General features: G+C 61.7%; 15 protein-coding genes. 3 read left to right on the top strand and 12 right to left on the bottom strand.

Annotated features, from left to right (window positions below; translation table 11 throughout):
* From ABYV89_RS05525 to ABYV89_RS05570, 10 genes are all read right to left on the bottom strand, one after another.
* Window positions 1–496: respiratory chain complex I subunit 1 family protein (locus ABYV89_RS05525; protein WP_432821940.1), on the bottom strand; the 496-nt coding region annotated here is incomplete at its 3' end.
* Window positions 497–500: 4 nt separating this feature from the next.
* Window positions 501–2,492 carry a proton-conducting transporter transmembrane domain-containing protein gene (locus tag ABYV89_RS05530; protein WP_432821941.1) on the bottom strand — a complete coding sequence of 664 codons (1,992 nt, stop codon included), beginning with the start codon at window positions 2,490–2,492 and terminating at the stop codon, window positions 501–503.
* Entirely contained in the window at window positions 2,486–4,483 is a 1,998-nt protein-coding gene (locus ABYV89_RS05535) for a proton-conducting transporter transmembrane domain-containing protein (protein WP_432821942.1), read from the bottom strand. The genes ABYV89_RS05530 and ABYV89_RS05535 overlap by 7 nt, the downstream gene beginning before the upstream one ends.
* On the bottom strand, window positions 4,480–5,166 hold the full coding sequence (locus ABYV89_RS05540; RefSeq protein WP_432821943.1) for a PTS sugar transporter subunit IIA: 687 nt from the start codon (window positions 5,164–5,166) through the stop codon (window positions 4,480–4,482). Before ABYV89_RS05540 ends, ABYV89_RS05535 begins: the two co-directional genes overlap by 4 nt.
* A 172-nt stretch (window positions 5,167–5,338) precedes the next feature.
* Window positions 5,339–5,725 carry a hypothetical protein gene (locus ABYV89_RS05545; protein WP_432821944.1) on the bottom strand — a complete coding sequence of 129 codons (387 nt, stop codon included), beginning with the start codon at window positions 5,723–5,725 and terminating at the stop codon, window positions 5,339–5,341.
* A 706-nt stretch (window positions 5,726–6,431) separates the two neighbouring features.
* Window positions 6,432–7,019: an acetate uptake transporter gene (locus ABYV89_RS05550; protein WP_432821945.1), complete on the bottom strand. Its 588-nt coding sequence runs from the start codon at window positions 7,017–7,019 to the stop codon at window positions 6,432–6,434.
* A gap of 689 nt (window positions 7,020–7,708) precedes the next feature.
* Complete coding sequence (locus ABYV89_RS05555; protein WP_432821946.1) at window positions 7,709–9,082, bottom strand: sigma-54-dependent transcriptional regulator; 1,374 nt, start codon at window positions 9,080–9,082, stop codon at window positions 7,709–7,711.
* Complete coding sequence (locus ABYV89_RS05560) at window positions 9,054–11,048, bottom strand: cache domain-containing protein (protein ID WP_432821947.1); 1,995 nt, start codon at window positions 11,046–11,048, stop codon at window positions 9,054–9,056. The genes ABYV89_RS05555 and ABYV89_RS05560 overlap by 29 nt, the downstream gene beginning before the upstream one ends.
* 125 nt (window positions 11,049–11,173) lie before the next feature.
* Entirely contained in the window at window positions 11,174–12,298 is a 1,125-nt protein-coding gene (locus ABYV89_RS05565) for an AI-2E family transporter (protein WP_432821948.1), read from the bottom strand.
* Between the two features lie 11 nt (window positions 12,299–12,309).
* Complete coding sequence (locus ABYV89_RS05570) at window positions 12,310–12,855, bottom strand: Crp/Fnr family transcriptional regulator (RefSeq protein WP_432821949.1); 546 nt, start codon at window positions 12,853–12,855, stop codon at window positions 12,310–12,312.
* Window positions 12,856–13,066: 211 nt separating this feature from the next.
* Between ABYV89_RS05570 and ABYV89_RS05575 the strand changes: the two genes are divergently transcribed.
* From ABYV89_RS05575 to ABYV89_RS05585, 3 genes are all read left to right on the top strand, one after another.
* Window positions 13,067–13,576: a ferritin family protein gene (locus ABYV89_RS05575; RefSeq protein WP_432821950.1), complete on the top strand. Its 510-nt coding sequence runs from the start codon at window positions 13,067–13,069 to the stop codon at window positions 13,574–13,576.
* A 90-nt stretch (window positions 13,577–13,666) separates the two neighbouring features.
* Window positions 13,667–15,517, top strand: a complete 1,851-nt coding sequence (uvrC, locus tag ABYV89_RS05580; protein WP_432821951.1) for an excinuclease ABC subunit UvrC — start codon at window positions 13,667–13,669, stop codon at window positions 15,515–15,517.
* A 127-nt stretch (window positions 15,518–15,644) separates the two neighbouring features.
* Window positions 15,645–16,631, top strand: coding sequence for a sensor histidine kinase (locus tag ABYV89_RS05585; RefSeq protein ID WP_432821952.1), 987 nt, complete (start codon window positions 15,645–15,647; stop codon window positions 16,629–16,631).
* A gap of 72 nt (window positions 16,632–16,703) precedes the next feature.
* Here the strand turns inward: ABYV89_RS05585 and ABYV89_RS05590 are convergent, their stop codons facing one another.
* Both ABYV89_RS05590 and ABYV89_RS05595 read right to left on the bottom strand, forming a co-directional pair.
* A complete protein-coding gene (locus ABYV89_RS05590; RefSeq protein ID WP_432821953.1) occupies window positions 16,704–17,336 on the bottom strand; it encodes an NUDIX hydrolase in 633 nt (210 codons plus the stop codon).
* 115 nt (window positions 17,337–17,451) lie between these two features.
* Window positions 17,452–18,588, bottom strand: a complete 1,137-nt coding sequence (locus ABYV89_RS05595) for a metallophosphoesterase (protein WP_432821954.1) — start codon at window positions 18,586–18,588, stop codon at window positions 17,452–17,454.
* Window positions 18,589–18,725: the final 137 nt, after the last annotated feature.

Raw genomic sequence — 18,725 nt, forward strand, 5'->3', positions numbered from 1 at the left:
TCTCCGACAGGCCGGGACCGAGCATCCCCTGCAGCGACAGGTCGCCGGCCAGGCGAGCCAGCACGATCATCCCGAACAGGACGGTCGGTTCGGCCAGGCAGGAAAAGGTGACCTCGCGGGCCGCCCCCATCCCCTCGAAGCTCGAACCGGTGTCGAGGGCGGCCGAGGCGGTGAAGAAGCGGGCCAGGCCGAACAGGTAGACGAACAGGATCATGTCGCCGTCGAAGGAGACCGGTGCGGCCAGGGCGCCGAAGGGGAGCAGCATCGCGGCCAGCAGCGGTACGGCCAGGCCGACCACCGGTCCGGCCAGAAAGACCCAGGTGGTGGTCTCGCTGAGGACCATCCCCTTGCGCAGCAGCTTCCACAGGTCGAAATAGAGCTGCAGAAACGGAGCCCCGCAGCGGCCGCCGAAGAGGGCCTTGGTTTTGCCGATCACCCCGAGCAGCAGGGGGGAGAGCAGCAGCAGGATGACCAGGTGAATCAGGGCGTTGCCGATCATGTCAACCTCGTAACAGGGTAGCCAGCGTCAACAGGGCGCCGAGAACCAGCGCCACGTACAACAGGTAGCAGCCGGTGTGGCCGTTCTGCACCCGCGCCCGCAGCCAGGTGCAGATGCGGATAGCGAAGCGGCAGGCGGGAACCACGCCGCGGTCGAGAACGGTGTCGGGGGTGTGGGTGGCCAGTTCGGCCGGTTTTGCCAGCAGTTCTTCGACCCGGCCGCCATGGCGCTCGGGGCGAAGTCCCCAGCGCAGGAGCCCGACCAGCATTTCGGCAAAGGATGAGGCGGTGTACTGCATGCGTGCCGCGGGGAAGGCGTAGCCGCAGCCCCAGGTCGGAAGGTGCGGCGTCTGGGTCGTTTTTCGGCGAGAGATCCAGAGGGCCAGCGTTCCGAGCAGAAGCGCCAGGGCCAGGGCGGCCCCGCTGATGCCGGCCACCGGGGCGACCGCAGTGGAGAGGGACGGCAGGGGGCCGGTTTCTGCGGACCATGCCGCCAGGGCCCGGTCGAGCAGGGGGACGGCGGCCGCAGGAAAGAGCCCGATCAGGGCGCAGCAGGCGAGCAGCACCGCCATCGGCAACAGCATGCTGGCGGGTGCTTCGTGGGCGGATGCGGCGGCGGGGGTGCGCGGGCTGCCGAGGAAGGCGGCACCGAAAACCTTGACGAAGCAGGCCAGGGCCAGACCGCCAATCAGGGCCAGCACCGGGGCGGCGAAGACCGCCAACCGCAGGGCCGGTGCGTCATGGCCGAGGGACTTGAATAACCCGAGGTAGATGAACCATTCGCTGACGAAGCCGTTTAGAGGCGGCAGTCCGCAGATGGCGACCGCGCCGCCGAGAAAGCACAGGCCGGTCAACGGCTGCCGCTGCAGCAGGCCGCCGTAATGGTCGATTTCCCTGCTGCCGGTGGCGTGAATTAGTGATCCGGCGCCGAGAAACAGCAGCGATTTGAACAGGCCGTGATTGATTACGTGCAGCAGCGCCCCGGCCAGGCCCAGGGTGGTGAGCAGCGGCTGGCCGCAGCTTTTGCCGAGCAGGGCGGTCCCCAGGCCGAGGGCGATGATGCCGATATTTTCGACGCTGTGATAGGCCAGCAGGCGCTTGATGTCATGCTGGGCGATGGCGAAGGCGACCCCCATGACGCCGGAAATGGCGCCGAGGGCCAGGATAGTCCAGCCCCACCAGATCGGCGGGATATCAAAAAAGCCGGTTACCCGGATGAGCCCGTAAATGCCGGTTTTGATCATGACCCCGGAGAGCAGAGCCGAAACCTGGCTGGGGGCGGCGGCATGGGCGCCTGGCAGCCAGATGTGCAGCGGCATCAGTCCGGCTTTGAGACCGAAGCCGAACAGGGCGAGCAGAAAGATGGCGGTGGCCGGGGCCGCGGCGTCAGGCAGGCTTCCGACCGGGGGGAAGTCGAAGCTGCCGCTGAACTGGCCGAGCAGGGCGAACAGGGCAAGCAGCGCCAGCGTTCCGGCATGGGTGCAGGCCAGGTAGATAAAGCCCGCGCGACGGATTTCAAGCCCCCGGTCGTCGGTGGTGATCAGGAAGAAACCGGTCAGGGCCATGATCTCCCAACTGACCAGAAACAGGATGCCGTTGCTGGCGGTCAGCACCAGGGTCAGGGCGCCGGCCATCCAGCCGTAGAAGAAGCGCAGCCTGATGCCGCTCAGCGGGTTGCTGCGTTGCGGCCAGTAGCCGAGGGTATAGACGGCGCCGGCAGCACTGACCAGGTAGACCGGCAGCAGAAAGCAGGCCGAGATGCCGTCAATGGTCAACGAAAAGGCGCCGCCGGGAATCGGCCATGGCAGCTGGATGGCCGGAGTGGCCGGAGCCAGCAGGGCGGCGGCCACCGCGCCGGCTCCCAGCAGCGCACCGGTTATCAGGAACCCTGCCGCAAGGCGTTCCCCGCGCGGCGACGTTCGGCCGCAGAAGAAGCCGGGAAGCCCGGAGCCTAGCAGCATCAGGGTTGCCGAGATAAACGCTGCCATCACCATGGCAATCCCCACTCGGTCAGGGTGGACCAGGCCAGCAGCAAAAAGCAGGTGAGGAAAATGTAGAGCAGGTAGATATGCAGACGGCCGTGCTGCAGCCAGTGCAGCTGGTTGCAGCGGCGGGCAATTTCGCTGAAGAACGGGGCAAGCAGCCGCTGAAAGACCGGGTCGGCCGATTCCTGGGATATCGTTTCCACGGCCGGGAAGATAGCCTGGGGCGCGGCGCCGGTTTCTTTCGGGCGCAGCCCTTGCGGCAACAGTTGATGCTGAACCAGTTCGGCATACCCCTCGGCCGTATAGGCCATCCTGACACCGGGAAACGCATAGCCGCAGCCCCAGGTGGGGCGTTTCCCGTCGACCCGGCGCAATCGCCGATGCAGACCGAAGGCGATGAGCAGAATGATGGCCAGGGCGGCGAAGAGGCTTGTCCCGAGTCGGCCGATGGAATCCGGCAGTGCCTGGGGCGGCAGTGCGGACTGGTGGAGGCAGTCTCCGGCGACGCCGAGAATCAGCCGCAGCGGAGTTTCGGGAAAAAGCCCGAACGCCAGACAGAGCCCAAAAAGCACGGCCATGGGCAGCAGCATGGGCCAGCCCGCTTCATGGGCGAGGGCGGCCTTTGGCTGGCGGGGCTGGCCGAGCAGCGCGATGCCGGTCAGGCGGGTAAAAACCACCACCGCCAAGCCCCCGGTCAGGGCCAGCAGCCCGACCAGCAGTAAGGGGAAGAGGCCCTGCAGGCCGCCTGAAGCATTGCCGGTCTGCAGCAGTCCCCGGTAGATCAGCCATTCGCTGACAAAACCGTTGAGCGGGGGGAGCGCGCAGATGGCGATGCTGCCGCCGAGCAGCAGGGTTCCGGTGGCGGGCATCCGCCTTAACAGGCCGCCCATCTGGTCAAGGTCACGGGTGCCGGTGCCGTCCAACAGGGAGCCGGCACCCAAAAACATCAGCCCTTTGAACAGGGCGTGGTTCCACAGGTGCAGCAGCCCGCCGGCCAGGGCCAGCAGGGCGATTTCTGGCAGCTGGCGGGCGGCGGCGTACCAGCCTAGTCCCAGTGCCATAAAGATCAGGCCGACGTTCTCCACGGTGGAGTAGGCCAGGCAGCGCTTGATGTCCTGCTGCATGGCCGCCATCGATATTCCGAACAAGGCGCCGGCGATCCCCAGCCCCATCAGCAGGCCGCCCCACCAGGCCGGTGCCGGCGGCAGGAATCCGCAGATTCGAAGAATGCCGTAGATGCCGGTCTTGATCATGACCCCGGACATCAGGGCTGAAACGTGACTCGGCGCCGCGGGATGGGCGTCGGGCAGCCAGACGTGCAGGGGGAAAAGACCCGCCTTGGCCCCGAATCCGAAGAGCGCCAGCAGGGAAATTACGGCTGCAGGGCCGGCCGAGAGATCGACCAGCGAGCCGAAAGCGGCAAAATCCGGGCTGCCGGCCCAGGCGCTCAGCAGCAGGAAGAGGGCAAAGAGCAGGCCTGTGCCGAGGTGGGTGGACAGCAGGTAGAGCCAGCCTGCCCGGCGGACGTACTCATGCTGCTGCTCGAAGGTCACCAGAAAAAAAGAGGTCAGCGACATCAGTTCCCAGGCGGTCAGAAACAGCACCGCATTGGCGGCGGTTGTTACCAGGGCCATGGTTGCGACAAGCAGGTTGAAGAAGAACCAGGGTGGTCCCTGGCGCCGGGTGGCGGCGGTGCTTTTCAGGTATTCATTGCCGTAGAGGGCGCAGAGCAGGGACAGGGTGAAGATGGGGACGAGGAAGAATGCTGAAAGACGATCGATGTGCAGGGTGAAGCTGCCGCCGGGAACCTGCCAGAAAAGGCTGAGATGCTCTGATGTCCCGGAACCTAGCGCCGGCCCTGCTGCGGCAAGTCCCAGCAGGCAGGCGAGGATCGCGCTTCCGGAGCCGATGGTGGTGGCCAGTTTTGCTCGCCTGCCGGCCAGCAGGGCTCCCAGCCCCCCTGTCAGTAGTATCCCAAGGGCAAGGAGCAGTGGTTTCATGGCCTGGTGGCCCCCAGTTCTGTTTCAGCCAGGCGCAGGGCCGAGAAGATTTCTTCGCGGGTGCCTACTTCTGTCAGTGTTTTCATGAACCTCTTGTCGTGGAGCACGAAGCCGAGTTTCGAAAGCAGGTGCAGGTGGGAGCGGAGGGTCGGGGTGATGACCGTAAAGAGGATGCGGACCGGCTGTCCATCCAGGGCATGAAAATCGACGGACTGTTCAAGGAAGCAGAGGGTAACGGTCGGCTTGGTGATGTGCAGCAGGACCGGGTTGCGGGGGTGGGGAATGGCAATCCCGTTGCCGATGCCGGTGGAGGCGATGCGCTCCCGGGCCACCAGGACCCGCTGCAGGTAGCCCCGGTCGACTTCGTCGGGGAGCCGCAGGTGCTGGGCGACCTCGGTGAGTACGATGTCCCGGCTCGCCCCCCCGACCCGGTAGAAAACCCCGCCCGCTTCCATGGCCTCGCTCAGCGACGGCAGCGGGGCGGCATCGGCCTCGGGTTCGTGGATGAGTTCGGGAGAAACCCCCATCCGCCGCGAAGTTGCCCACTCGAGCAGCTCGGAGCGGTTGAAGCGGTACTGCTCGTGGACCCGGTAGGCGGGAATGATTTCCTGCTTGATCCAGCGATAGATGGTTTTTTCGGACAGGTTCAGCAGTCTGGCGGCGTCTTTAACGGATAGGTTCATTTATCCCTCATCAATGACATCATTGCTTCCATGTGGACATCTTTGGACATTAGTCCATGGTGTCGATCTTTGTCAAGGGGGTTTTGTCGGTGTGGGGAGGGCGTGCGGAATGTTGAAAACAAAAAAACCGCCCGAAAGGGCGGTTTCAATCGTTTGCTGGCGACGGATGTCGTTAGGGGATCGAGTGGGAAAAATAATGCTGGTCGTGGCTCTTGGGCGCCTTGAACGCTTCGGTGAAGGTTATCCCCATCGGTTTCATCAGGATGATCGCCATGATGCCGATGACGAGAAAGGCGGCAGTCCAGTTCAGCAGGGTGGTCAGCCAGGGCCAGTCGGTTTCACGGAGTTTTTGCTGTGACTTGTCGTCCTCTTCTTCGTCGCGAGCCATGGCCCGGGCGGCCTTGCGCATGAAATGGCCGGAACTCATAAAGATGACCGCGGAGACGACAAACTGGGGCATGGCGTCAATCGGCAGTTTGCCGGAAATCAGCATGACCGCGTAGAATATCATGGCACAGAGTCCCAGGAGAATCATGTGCTGGCTTATTTTAGCGTTCATTGACCTCCCCTGTTGCGATGGCGTTATATGTCGAAATTAACCATTGTTCTAAAATAAGTCAAGACCTAAGTGTGAGTCGAGGAGTCTTTTGTTTTGCAGTGTTTGGGTGGATGGGTGTTTTTTGTCTTAACTGAAACCTGGTTTTATTTTCATGGGAGGGGAGACGGGAGGGCTTGACCTGCGATCATTTATTTTGAAGAAGCGGCGAATGCATGGTTCCGGTTTATGGTGCCCAGAAGGATGGGGGAATGCAGAAACGGTGCAATGCGGTGATGCGCTGTAATATTATGGTTTGTTTGTTCTGGCGGGGTGGCTCGGGAAAGAGCCCGGAACTGGCCCTCGACAGTACCGGACTCTCCCCGTTCCTTAAGGAGTAACTGCCAGAAATAAAAGCAAGCGGCATGCCATCTGTATGCGTCGGGGTGTGAAAAGTTAAAGCACGTAATTTCAGTTGTTTAGAACGTGATAATGGGGGCTGTGCGGAAGAGGGGGGCGATGATTTTTTTTTGCGTATATGCGAAAAAAAACTGTGATTTATGAGGCATACCATAACGGGTGGATCGGTGGGGAAGGGGCTGGCAGGGGGTAACCGCTTGATTCAGCGCCAGCTTTGTTTTGTCGGGGAGGGGCTTTGCTCAGGCGTTGCATGGGCGAAAAACATTCATGGTAAATTCGCATGTCTGCAAAAGTTGACTGGCCGTGCAAGTCAGGACGGGTGTTTCTGAATCGTTTGGTCCATTGTCCTGTCGTGTTCGCCCAGGGGGGCGACGGCGCGACCGAAAATCTCGTTCAAGATCTGGGCAAGGCCGGTGTAGATGGCGGCGAAAGCGCAGAAGACGCCTGCCCAGCCGGAAATCGCGGTAATGAGACGGCTGCCGGTTGCGGTGCCGGCAGCCAGAAGGAGATAAAAAAGAATCAGCGAGCCGAGCACGAATTGCAGAGACCTGTTCAGCTTCAGGGCACCGAGGAAAAGAACCGCGGTAAACAGCCCCCACAAAACCAGGTAAGCGGTCATGGCGGTATCCTGGTGAAATTCACCGAACCGGTTGCCAGGTAGAATGGTCATGGCGATCAGCGACAGCCAGAAGAGGCCGAAGGAGGTGAAGGCCGCGGCGCCGAAAAGGTGCTGGCGTTTCCACTCCACGAAGCCGACGACGATCTGGCCAAGGCCGCCGTAAAAAACCCCCATGCCGAGCATGGTGCTGTCGAGCGGAAAGGTGCCGGTATGGTGAAGGCCTAGCAGCGCCGTGGTCATGCCGAAGGCGAGCAACCCGGAAGGGGCCGGATTGGCCAAGGTGTCGGCAGGGGAGAGTGGTTTGGTTGCAGTGCGTTTGACCGCTTCTGTTTCAGGTTCCGGTCGGGTGCTGGATGGCTCAGAACGAGGCAAGGATTCGCTCGGTTGTCGGAGCAGCGCTGCTGCTGGTGCCGAGGCGGGCGAGTCATCCCGGTAAGAGAGAGCCGCTTCCTCCGGGTGTCGTTCCATCAGGTCCAGGAAGAGCGGGCAGCGATCCGGGTGGGATGAGCAGAATTGAATGATTTTTCTGACGTCGGATGGTGAAATATAACTACAGCCGACATCGCAGTAATCTTCGTTTTTTCCGAAAAAAGGGCAGATCATTCAAGAGTCCTCAGTCGGTGCCGGCCGGTGTTTTGTTACGCCTGGCCAGGAAAAGTGATCGTTAATCACTAGAGCAACCGGCGTACCAAATCCGTAAAAAAATAAGCAATAAAATAAAAGCGTATTATTCCGGTGGGTTGAATGCGTCTTTCGGGGGGGTGGGTAATGCTGGCAGGGGCGTTCTTTTTTGCATGAATGCAAGAGGGGCGAGCCCTCCCGAATCAGGCCCGGGAGGGCCCGGTTCCGGGAGAGGAGATGGAACTTCTATGTTATCGGTGCATTAGCCGCTTACGTCTGCCAATATTCGCGATGCTGCAGGTGTGCCAGGGCGGCCTGCCTCAGATTTGCAGCGGTGCGAGAGCCGATCAGGAATAATCTTCCTTTTTGATGTCGTATTTCTTGAGTTTGCGGTAAATGGTAGCCATGTTCATGCCTGCTTCGCGGGCCGCAGCATCGATGTTTCCGGCGCTCTTTTTCAACAGGCCGATCAGGTAATTGGTCTCAAAGCGGGAGAGGGCGGCGGAATAGCCGTCTTCTTCGACATCCTCCCGGGCCGGCGCGGACTCGACCTCGATGAACTGGGACAAGACCGGCAGGCTGATCCATTCGTCGTTTTCGATGGCCATGCAGGCCTCGATGACGTTGCGCAGCTGCCGAATGTTGCCGGGCCAGCCGTAGTCGCAGGCGGATTGAAAGGCTTCGGGCGAAAGACCGCGGATCCGGGTGCCGAACTTTTCGTTCTGCAGCTTGATGAAATGCGCTGCCAGCAGCGGGATGTCTTTGCGCCGTTCCCGCAATGGCGGCAGGTGAACGTTGACCACATTGAAGCGGTAATAGAGATCCTCGCGGAAGGTGCCGGCCTTGACTTCGGCCATCAGGTCCGAGTTGGTGGCCGAAATGACCCGGACATCGACCTTGATCGGCTTGGTGTCGCCGAGGCGCAGGAACTCCTGCTCCTGCAGAAAGCGCAGCAGGGTCTTCTGCACGTTCATCGGCAGGTTGCCGATTTCGTCCAGAAACAGGGTGCCGCCGTCGGCCGCCTCGAGCAGGCCCTGGCGATTTTCCGTGGCGCCGGTGAAGGCCCCTTTCTTGGTGCCGAACAGTTCGCTCTCGAGGATGGTTTCCGGCAGGGCGCCGCAGTTGATGGCGACAAACCGTTTACCCTTGCGCGGCGAATTGTAATGCACGGCCTGGGCGATCAGCTCTTTGCCGGTTCCTGATTCGCCGGTGATCAGCACCGAGGTGTCGCGGATGGCCACTTTTTCGACCTTCTGCAGCAGGTCCTTGAGCTGGGGGGAATCGCCGATGATGTTGTCGAAGCGGAACTTGCCGACCAGTTCGTCGCGCAGTTCCCGGTTTTCGGTCAGCAGCTGGGTGTGCTTGAGTGCGTTTTTGACCCGGTACAGCAGCTCCTCGGGTTCAAAGGGCTTGGTCAGCATGTCGTAGGCCCCCTTGCGCAGGGCCTGGATCGACATGTCGACGGTGGCGTGGGCGGTGATCATGATGACCGGGATGTCAGGCGATTTGTCCTTGATCCGGCCCAGTACCTCGAGACCGTCCATGCCCGGCATCTTGATGTCGGAAATCACCAGGTCCCAGTCACCGTGGCGGTAATCCTCCACGGCCTCGAAGGAGCGGGTGTATCCCTTCACCGTGTAGCCGCTATCGGTGAGGATGGCCACCATCATCCGACAGAGACCTTCTTCGTCGTCAACCAGCAGGATCCGTTTCGGAGCCATCTAAGTAGTCCTCCCGTGTCACTGGCAGCCGGACGGTAATGGTGGTCCCCACGCCGACCGTGCTGTCCAGGGTGATTTGCCCCTGATGCTGTTCTATGATCTGTTTGGTGATGGCCAGGCCGAGCCCGGTACCCCGGGCCCGGGTGGTGAAAAACGGCTCGAAGATCTTTTCCAGGTTTTCTTCCGGAATCCCGGCGCCGTTGTCGGCAAAGATGATATTGACCCAGCTCTCGTCGAAGGTGGTTCTGACGACCAGCTGTCCGCCTTCCTGCATGGCAGCGCCGGCGTTGAGAATCAGGTTGATTGCCACCTGGCGCAACTGGTCGCCGTCGACCTGGATGCGGGGGAGTTCCGGGGCGAACTCCTTGAGCACGCTGACATGGTGCATGTCGGTATGGTTGGCGGCAAAATCGACGATCTGGTGCAGCAGCCCGTGGATGTCGGTTTCGGCCAGGGTCGGTTGCGGAGTGCGGGCGTAACTGAGCAGGTCCTGGACGATTTTTTTGCAGCGCTTGCTCTCCCGCTTGATCTCGTGGATGAAGTTGTAATAGGGCTCGTCCGGCGACATCTTGCCTTCCATGTAGCTGGCATAGCCGAGAATGACGCCGAGCGGGTTGTTGATCTCGTGGGCCACCCCCGACGAGAGGACTCCCAGCGAGGCCATTTTCCCCTGTTGGGCCAGCGAGGACTCCATCTCCCGGTTGCGACGGATCATGCTGGTCATCTTGTTGAAGGCGATGGCCAATTCGCCCAGTTCGTCGTTCGACTCGACCGGCATGCGCTGCTCGAGCCGGCCCTTCTTGACCTGGCGGATGACGGCGATCATGTTCTGGATCGGTTCGGTCAGGATCCGCGAGGCGATCACCAGCAGGATCACGGCCATGGTGTCGACGAACAGCGGGAGCATCAGCATGCTCGCCATGATTCGCCATTTGATGACGTTGGCCTCGTGGAAGAACTCGTCTTCGTAGGAGCCGACGGCGACGATCCAGTCCCAGGGCTTGTAGTAGCGGTAGCGGACGATTTTCATGCGCGGTGTGGCGTCGCCGATGTTCTGCCAGGGGTAGCGGATCCAGCCGTTTTTATGCTGGGTCATTTCGCGGATGAAATGACGTCCGTCCGAATCCTGGCTGTCTGCGACATTCTGACCTTCGGCATCGGGGTGGATGGTCAGGGTTCCCTGGCGGTCCATGCAGAAGATATAACCGGTCTGGCCGACCCGCTTGCTTTTGATCTTGAGTTTGAGGTCGGCCAGGGATTGCTTTTCGAACTCCACGTCTTCGTAGGTCTCTTCGATGTAGCCGCCGGTGGCGATGATCCAGTCCCACTCGGGAAAATAGCGGTAGGCGACGATTTTCTTGCGCGGCAGGCGGTCGCCGAGGGCCTCGTTGCGCCAGGGGTAGATGCTGAACAGGACCTGCCCCGGCGGAGACTTTACCGCGGTCTGGATCAGGGCGCGGATAAAATAGCGACCATCTTCGTCCTGCTCGTTGAAGATGTTTTCCCCCTCGCGGGCAACATGCACCAGCAGGTCACCGGAACTGTTCATCGCATAGGTGTAGCCGCTTTCGCCGAAGCTGACCTGCTTCAGGGACCTCCGGGCCAGAGCCTGGGCTGCCGGCAGGGACAGTTCCCCCTTCTGCTGCTGCTGATACTGGGTTGCGACCAGGTTGTAAGCCAGGTCGGTCAGGGTTGTCAGTTCCTCGCGAATCAGTTTCTGCTTGTCCTGCTTGTAGACCTGGAACTGCTGATGGTGGGCATCGAGCAGGTCGATGGTGAAGTGGGCCATGTGGTCCAGGTCGTCTTTGCTGGTCGTGGTGATGCCGCGATAGGCCTGCTGGGTCGCAATGACCCCGATCACGCCGCCGATCACGAAAATAGGCAGGATGACCAGGGGCAGGACCAGGCAGAGAATCTTGCCGCGCAGGCGCAGGTTGTTGACGAATTTGAAGAGGTAAGGGTTCATTCCAGCTCAATAATATTGGAGATTTGCAAGAGTATGGTGTAAACGGCATGTTAAAGTCAAGCGTGGGGATGGGGGGTGGGGCCGGTTTTGACGGGTGGGGCCGAAAGAGTCGCGGCCGGTGTGGTTCAGGTCAGCCGGTCCGGCTCCTGTGAGGTGTCCGGCAGGGAGAAGGTGCTGCGGTAATGGCGGATTTCAAGCAGGGCGATCTTGATGGCGCTGGCGACGGGAACACCGATGATCATCCCCAGTACCCCGTATAGCTTGCCGCCCATGATGATGGCCAAAATGACCCAGAGGGGGTGCAGGTTGGAGACCCGCGAAATGAGGATCGGGATGAGAATGAAATTGTCGACGATGATCTGGGCGATGAGGATGTAGACGATGAGGATCCACCAGAACTGTCCCCCCATGCCGAGGTCGACCAGGGCGATGAGGATGCCGGGCACCATGCCGATGAGCGGACCGATGTAGGGGACCAGGTTGGTCACCCCGGCGAACAGACCGAGGATCGGTGCATAGCGGATGTCGGTCAGCGACAGGCCGGCGGTCACCACTACCCCGACGATAAAGGCTTCGAGAATGCGGCCGCGGATGAAGTGGGCCGTCTGCCGGCTGATCAGGTAGGAGAGGTCGTGGGCCATTTCGAAGTAGCGGTTCGGGGTCAGGGCCACGCAGAGGCGCAGGATGCGGGTGCCGTCGCGAAGAAAGAAAAAGGAAAAGAGCGGAACCAGGATCATCAGGCTGCCGAGCCGCAGGGCTGATTTCGGGGTTTCGACCAGGATCTGGGCCAGCAGCTGCTCGGCCAGGGTGCGGGCGCGGCCGGGCAGGTCGTAGTATTCGATATAGGGAAAGCGGTCCAGCAGGTTGGCCTGCCCTTCGCGCAGCAGGGCGATGAATTTCGCCGTATAGCGCGGCAGGTCGGTGCGCAGCGAGTTCCACATGTCTTGCCAATGGGGGCTGATCCAGGTGGCAGCCAGCAGGAGCAGGGCGGCGACCAGCAGGTAGAGCAGAAAAATGCTGGTGGTTCGGCTGATGTTCTCCCGTTCGACAAAGGTGACCATGGGGTCAAGCAGGAAGGTGACGATGAGGGAGAGCAGGATCGGTACGAACAGGCCGGTGGTGGCGGTCTGGATCAGCGAAATGATGGTCGAGGCCGAGGAGAAGATCGACAGACCGGCAGCGATGCCGGCAGTCAGAACCAGAAACAGCAGCAGCAGGTGAACGCGGGTCAGGTCTTGTTTCGGTGCCATATGGTCACATTTCAGGTTTCAGGTTCAATATCGGCGGGGGGCAGGGGCACTGCCGGTGCGGCGGTGGTGCGGAGCTGTCGGAGTTCGATCTCGGCCGCCTGCAGGCGTTCGCTGAGAATGCGGGCCAGGCCGGCGAGAACGGTATTGGTGACCGCCGGGTGCTTCTGGGTCGATTCCAGCAGATCGGCACGGAACAACCCGATCAGCTCGGTGTTTTCAAGGGTGCGGGCGGAAGCGGTCCGCCGTGCCGGCGCCATCAGGGTCGATTCGCCGAAGAAGTCCCCCGGTCCCAGAAGCGCCAACTGCACTTTCTGGCCGTCCGGTTTGCGGACAAAGATGGAAACCCGTCCGGAGCGGATTGCGTACATCCCGGTTCCCGGGTCGCCTTCTTCGAAAACCGTTTCCGCCGGCGCGTAGTGGCGGGGATGCACGAGGGTCTCGATGAAATTCAGCTCGCGGCGACCAAGGTCGGCAAATATGGCCAGGTTCTGCAAAAAATAGGCGAGCGAATCCTCTTCGTTTTTTTTTCGGAAGATGTTGCTCCACAGCGGATTCACGGCAGGCTCCAAGAACAGGTTGTAAACATTCGGAGATTATACCAGCCTGCCTGAGGAAGACCAGAGAAATCGATTTTCGACCCGCGGTCGCGCCCTTGACCGCCGGTTGCGGGCGGCTTCCGTCGTGCACTGTTGGTCCTGCCTGCTCAGCTCAGTTGACAGCCGATGGGCTCCTTGCTATTCTCACAACAATTCTACAGGAGACTTATTCATGAACGTTTATCGCTGCCGTATCTGTGGTGATCCCTATCTAGGCGCGGAGCGGCCGAGCCATTGCCCTTTCTGCGGGGCCCATGCAAGGCATATCGTTCCGGCCGCCGATTATCGGCCGGTTCCTGTTGGCGATCTGAGCAAGAAGAGCCGTGAGAATCTTGAGCGTGCGCTCGAGCTCGAAGTCGGCAACAGCACCTTCTACCGGGGCGCTGCCCAGGTGGCCGACAACGAGGAGGGGCAGGCCCTCTTCTCCGCGCTGGCCAAAGTCGAGGCGGAGCACGCCTCGGTTCTCTGCAAGATTCTCGGTGTCCCCAAGCCCGAAGAGCTTTTCGAGCCCGGAGAATGCTCGCCGTCACACAAGGAAAACCTGGCCGAGTCGCACAAGCGAGAAGGCCGGGCCGTGCAGCTCTATACGCGGTTTCTCGATGAGGCGACCGAGGAGCGGGTCAAGCTGGTGCTGGGTGCCTTTATTGAAATCGAGTCCGATCATCTCGGCCTGTCCGAATGATTCGCGGTCGCTGATGTGCTAAACCAAAAAGCCAGGGATCTCCCTGGCTTTTTTTGCTTCATGTCGCAGACTGAAAGGGTTGCCTGGTCAATGGACGGGCCGACAGCGGAATTCGACCTGAAAAAAATCCCCGCCGCCCCCGGCGTCTACCTGATGAAGGGGGCCGAGGGGGTGGTGCTTTACGTCGGCAAGGCCAAACACCTGCGCAACCGGCTGCGCAGCTACTTTTCCGCCGCCGGTGACGGGCGCGCCCATATCCGCTTTCTCATGGCTCGGGTCCGCGACATCGAGACGATTGTCACCGATACCGAAAAAGAAGCGCTGATCCTCGAAAATACCCTGATCAAGCAGCACCGCCCCCGCTACAACATCACCCTGCGGGACGACAAGACCTACGTTTCGCTGCGCCTCGACCTGGCCGAAGAATTTCCCGCGCTGCAGGTGGTTCGCAAGGTCCGGCGCGACGGCGCCCTTTATTTCGGCCCCTTCGCGTCCTCCTCGGCGGTTCGGGACACGCTGAAGGAAATCTACCGGATTTTCCCGCTGCGGCATTACCCGATCGGCGTCTGTCGCCAGCGCGGCCGCCCCTGCCTCTTTTTTCAGATCGGCCAGTGCAGCGCCCCCTGCCATGACCGAATCAGCGCCCGGGAATACCGGGAGCTGGTCGACGGCGTAATCGCCCTGTTGTCCGGTCGCGAAAGCGACGTGTTGCAGGTTCTGCGGCAGAAAATGCTGACGGCGTCCTCCTCCCTGCGCTTCGAAGAGGCGGCCCGGCTGCGCGACCAGATCCGTTCCATCGAGCAGACCGTTGAGCGGCAGAAGGTGGTGACGCCGGCCGGCGGTGACCAGGACGTGCTCGGGCTGCACCGGGAAGGGGGGCAGGTCGAAGTGGCGATCCTGTTCATCCGCCAGGGCAAGCTGGTTGATCGGCGCAGTTTTGCCATCGATTGGAAGCTGGACGAAGATGAACTCCTCTCCTCGTTTCTGCAGCAGTTCTACGGGCGGGAAGTGCTTATTCCCGATCAGCTGCTGCTCCCGCTGCTGCCGGAAGGTGCTGCGACCCTGGCAGATTGGCTCGGCGATCGCAAGGGGCGCAAGGTGGAGGTGCTGGCACCGCAGCGGGGCGCCAAGCGCGAGCTGGTGGAGTTGGCCGACCGCAATGCCCGTGAATCGTTTCGTGAACGGGGGAGCCGCCGTGAGGCCATCGAAGGCGTGCTTGTAGAACTTCGCCAACGGCTGCACCTTGACCGGCTGCCCAGGCGGATGGAATGTTACGATATTTCCAACGTACAGGGGCAGCAGAGTGTCGGCAGCATGGCGGTGCTGCTCGATGGCGAGCCGGCCCACGCCGAATACCGCCAGTTTAAAATCCGCACGGTGACGGGGGCGGACGACTTTGCCTCACTCTACGAGGTCCTGCAGCGTCGCCTCAGCCGCGGCCGCGACGACGGACTGCTGCCCGATTTTATCCTGATCGACGGCGGCAAGGGGCAGCTCGGGGTGGTCGACCGGGTGCTGGCTGAACTCGGTCTGGCCGGCCGGATCGACTGCGCCGGTATCGCTAAAAGCCGGGTTATGGCCAACGTGCGCGGGCGGGCCCTTGAGCGCAGCGAAGAGCGATTTTTTCTGCCCGGGCGCAAGAACCCGGTGCTGCTCCGACAGGGGTCACCGGCGCTGTTCATGCTTGAGCGGCTACGCGATGAAGCGCATCGTTTTGCCCTGGCCCAGCATCGCAAGCTGCGCAGCAAGGCCGCGCTTGCTTCGGTGCTCGAAGAGATTCCCGGCGTCGGTCCGGCCCGCCGCAAGGGCTTGCTCAGGCATTTTGGCAGCCTGAAGCGAATTCGTGAGGCCACCCTGGAGGAGCTGCTGAGGGTCCCCGGTTTGCCGGAGCCGGTGGCCCGGGGGCTCTGGGCGTTTTTTTCCGGTCAGTCCGCCCCTTGATGCATCCTTGCCCCTGCGCCGCGGCCCGTTGCCGGGAACTTTCTGATTGCATTTTGTTTCTCGGTTTTGTTTAATCAGCGCTGTGCATTATCGCCAAAGCCAGGGAATTGCCTGCGGGGAGCCACTCATGTCCAAATTGAATAATCCAAAAAAAATCCTGCTGGCCGAATTCATCGGCTTTGCCATTATCAACCTGTTTCTGTGGGCCGACGAAATCTATGATCTGCCGCACCATTTGCTGGGGGCCGAGGCCACGCCGGTCAACAGTCTCGAAAGCCTGTTTGAAACGATAATCATTATTCTGCTCGGCCTGGTGGTCATGGCCGTCACAGCCACCCTGGCGCGCCGTCTGCAGCGGGCCGACACCGAAAAGGCCCGGCTGTTCGGGGTGATTTCCCACGATCTGCGCAGCCCGTTCACCAACCTGATCGGTAATGCCGAACTGCTGAGAAAGAATTTCACGACCCTTTCCGACGAAGAACGGCGGGCCCTGAGCAGTGGAATTTTCGAGGCGGCCGACAAGGCCCATGACCTGCTGGAGAACCTGCTGCACTGGTCCCAGCTGCAGCTTGAAAAGAGCGTTCCGCCTCCGCAGAGCTGTGATTTTCATGCGTTGGTTGAGCGCTGCATCGATCATGTCGGGTTGGCGGCGACCCTTAAGCAGGTCATCATTACCAACGGTGTCCCTGCCGGGAGTTTCGTCAGCATTGATGAGACGGCAGTCCGTTCCGTGGTTCGCAACCTGCTGTCCAATGCGGTCAAATATTCCCGGCCCGGCGGGGTCATCGAGGTGACTGCCAAGGGGCGGGGGGGCAAGCTGCGGGTGAGCGTGGCGGACCGCGGCGTGGGGATGTCCCGAAAAGAACTCAAGGGGCTGTTTCACATGGGCACTCGCCTGTCGAAGCCCGGAACCGCCGGCGAGGTCGGCAGCGGGCTCGGCCTGCTGCTCAGTCACGAACTCGTCCGCCGGGGCGGCGGCAAACTCAAGGTCCGCAGCGAGTCGGGCAAGGGGAGCACCTTCTCCTTCGTTCTGCCCAAGGCCCGGGGGCCGAAGCCGGTGGCGAAAGCTCCGGTCCCTTCGGAGGAGGCCCCGCAGGGCGATTCGCAGGACTGATCGCAAGCAAGAGAAGTTTTCCGGGGCGGTGCGGGCTTGAGTGGCCTGCGCCGCCCTTTGTCTTTGGACCGTCTATGGGGCCTTCGGGATTTCGGGAACCGGGGGAATTGCCGGCATGCCGAGACGTTCCATGAATTGACAGGTCAGCCGGTAGGTGATGCCCCAGAGCAGCGGCCGGCCCGAACCGAGCAGGTCGATGGCAGGGGACTGGCGGATGCCGTTGTTCCAGTCAATGGCGGCGGTGACATGCCGGCCGGGGTTCTGCAGTTCGGCCAGGGGGACAAAGAAGAGGTCGCGAACCTCGTGGTTGAGGGCGGCGGCGAGCGCGGCATCCTTCGCCAGTCCGTAAACGAATGAGGAGACCCGCACCGGCAGATAGGCGCCGACAATGTCGTCGAGTTGGCCCAGGTAGTCGGCGCGGGCCAGATCGAGGCCGATCTCTTCCCGAGTTTCCCGCTCGGCGGCCTGGCGCGCTCCGGCGTCGCCGGGATCGATGCGCCCGCCGGGGAAGGCGAGGTTGCCCGACCAGGGATCCTGCGGGTGATGGGCCCGCTCAATGAACAGCAGCTCCAGCCCCGTTTCGGCGGGGCGCAAAAGCAGGGCCACCGCGGCGTGCCCCCGTTCGGGACCGGTGATGAGCCTCGCCGGATGGTCGGCAAGGGCACGGCGGATCTGGTCGATGGCAACAGCTGAAGAAGGCATCATCGGGGTAACCTTGGTTGACTGAAAGGCCGAGGCCGGCCTGCGGACGGGTCGCTTTGGTTGCTTTTTCAGTTTGCCATAAGTGGGGCGGACAATCCAGCGGGCCGGGCCGGGGCGGTCAGGGCGAATTGGGCCGATAGGGCGCCAGTTCGAACAGGGTGATTTCCGGCGGCGAGAAAATCCGGACCGGAGGGCCCCAGGTGCCGGTGCCGCGACTGGCGTATAGGCGGGTGCCGGTTGGCAGGCGGTAGAGTCCGTTCTGCATCGGGTATTCGAGGGCGGTTACCAGGTTGAAGGGGACGATCTGGCCGCGATGGGCGTGACCGGAAAGCTGCAGGTCGAAAAGGTTTTCGCCGGCGGCGACCAGCGGCCGGTGCTTGAGCAAAAGGGTGAAGCGGCAGCGGTCGGCCGGGTTGACCAGGGCGGCTTCGTCGGCAAGGACGCCGCCGGCCGGGTCGTCAACCCCGGCCAGCGTCAGCGGGCCGACGCTGACGGCCCGGTTGCGCAGCATGGTGAAGCCGCTGCGCTGAAGAAACGCCAGGGCCTGTTCGAGCCCGGCATAATATTCATGATTGCCGGTGATGGCATACTTGCCGAGGGGAGGCGTCAGCCGGGCGAAAATTTCGGCCAGGCCGGCGAGGTGTTCGACCCGGGCATCGACGATATCACCGGTTGCGACCAGCAGGTCGGGTTGAAGTCGCTCGATCTGCGTGACGACCTGCTCCAGCTTGGCGTGCCGGTGGATCAGCCCGAGATGCAAGTCAGAGAGCTGGACGATGCGCAGCGGTTTTGCATCGCTCGGGAGTTTGTCGGTTTCAATGCGGATTGTCTCGACCTGCAGCTGGTTTGCCTCAAAGGAGCCGTAGATGCACAGGAGCAGGGCCAGGGCCGGAACGAGGACGGCGCAGCGGGGGCCGTGCAGGGCACATTCCGAAAAACCGCCGTGCAGCCGCCCCAGTGGGCGCAACAGCAGATCCCAGGCGAATACGGCAACGAAGCCGGCGAAGGATATGAAGGCAAAGGCCATCCAGGTATAGCTGACAAACGCCAGCGTCCTGGCGCCGGCTTCCAGGCCGACCCGTTCCAGCCCCCTGACCAGTACCGGGGAGATCACCATCAGGCCCATGAAGATCAGGGTAGCCCAGCGGGAGCGGGGGCGGGGCGTCAGAACGGGGCGGATGCCCCGGTAGACGAGGGCATGCATCGCCGCGTAGATGGCAAGAAAGACGGTCAGGAAAATGGCCAGGCGAATCATGGGCGGGATACTCCTTTGCTGTTGAGTGCCACCAACTCGTGGACACTTTTTAGTGCCACCAGCTCGCGGACTCAATGATTGCTAACGCATTCTGTATGCGAATTCATCGACCTGGGTTTTATCCAGGAATAGTTTCA

Source organism: Trichloromonas sp. (genome assembly GCF_041583255.1).
In the GTDB taxonomy this organism is placed as follows: Bacteria; Desulfobacterota; Desulfuromonadia; order Desulfuromonadales; family Trichloromonadaceae; genus Trichloromonas.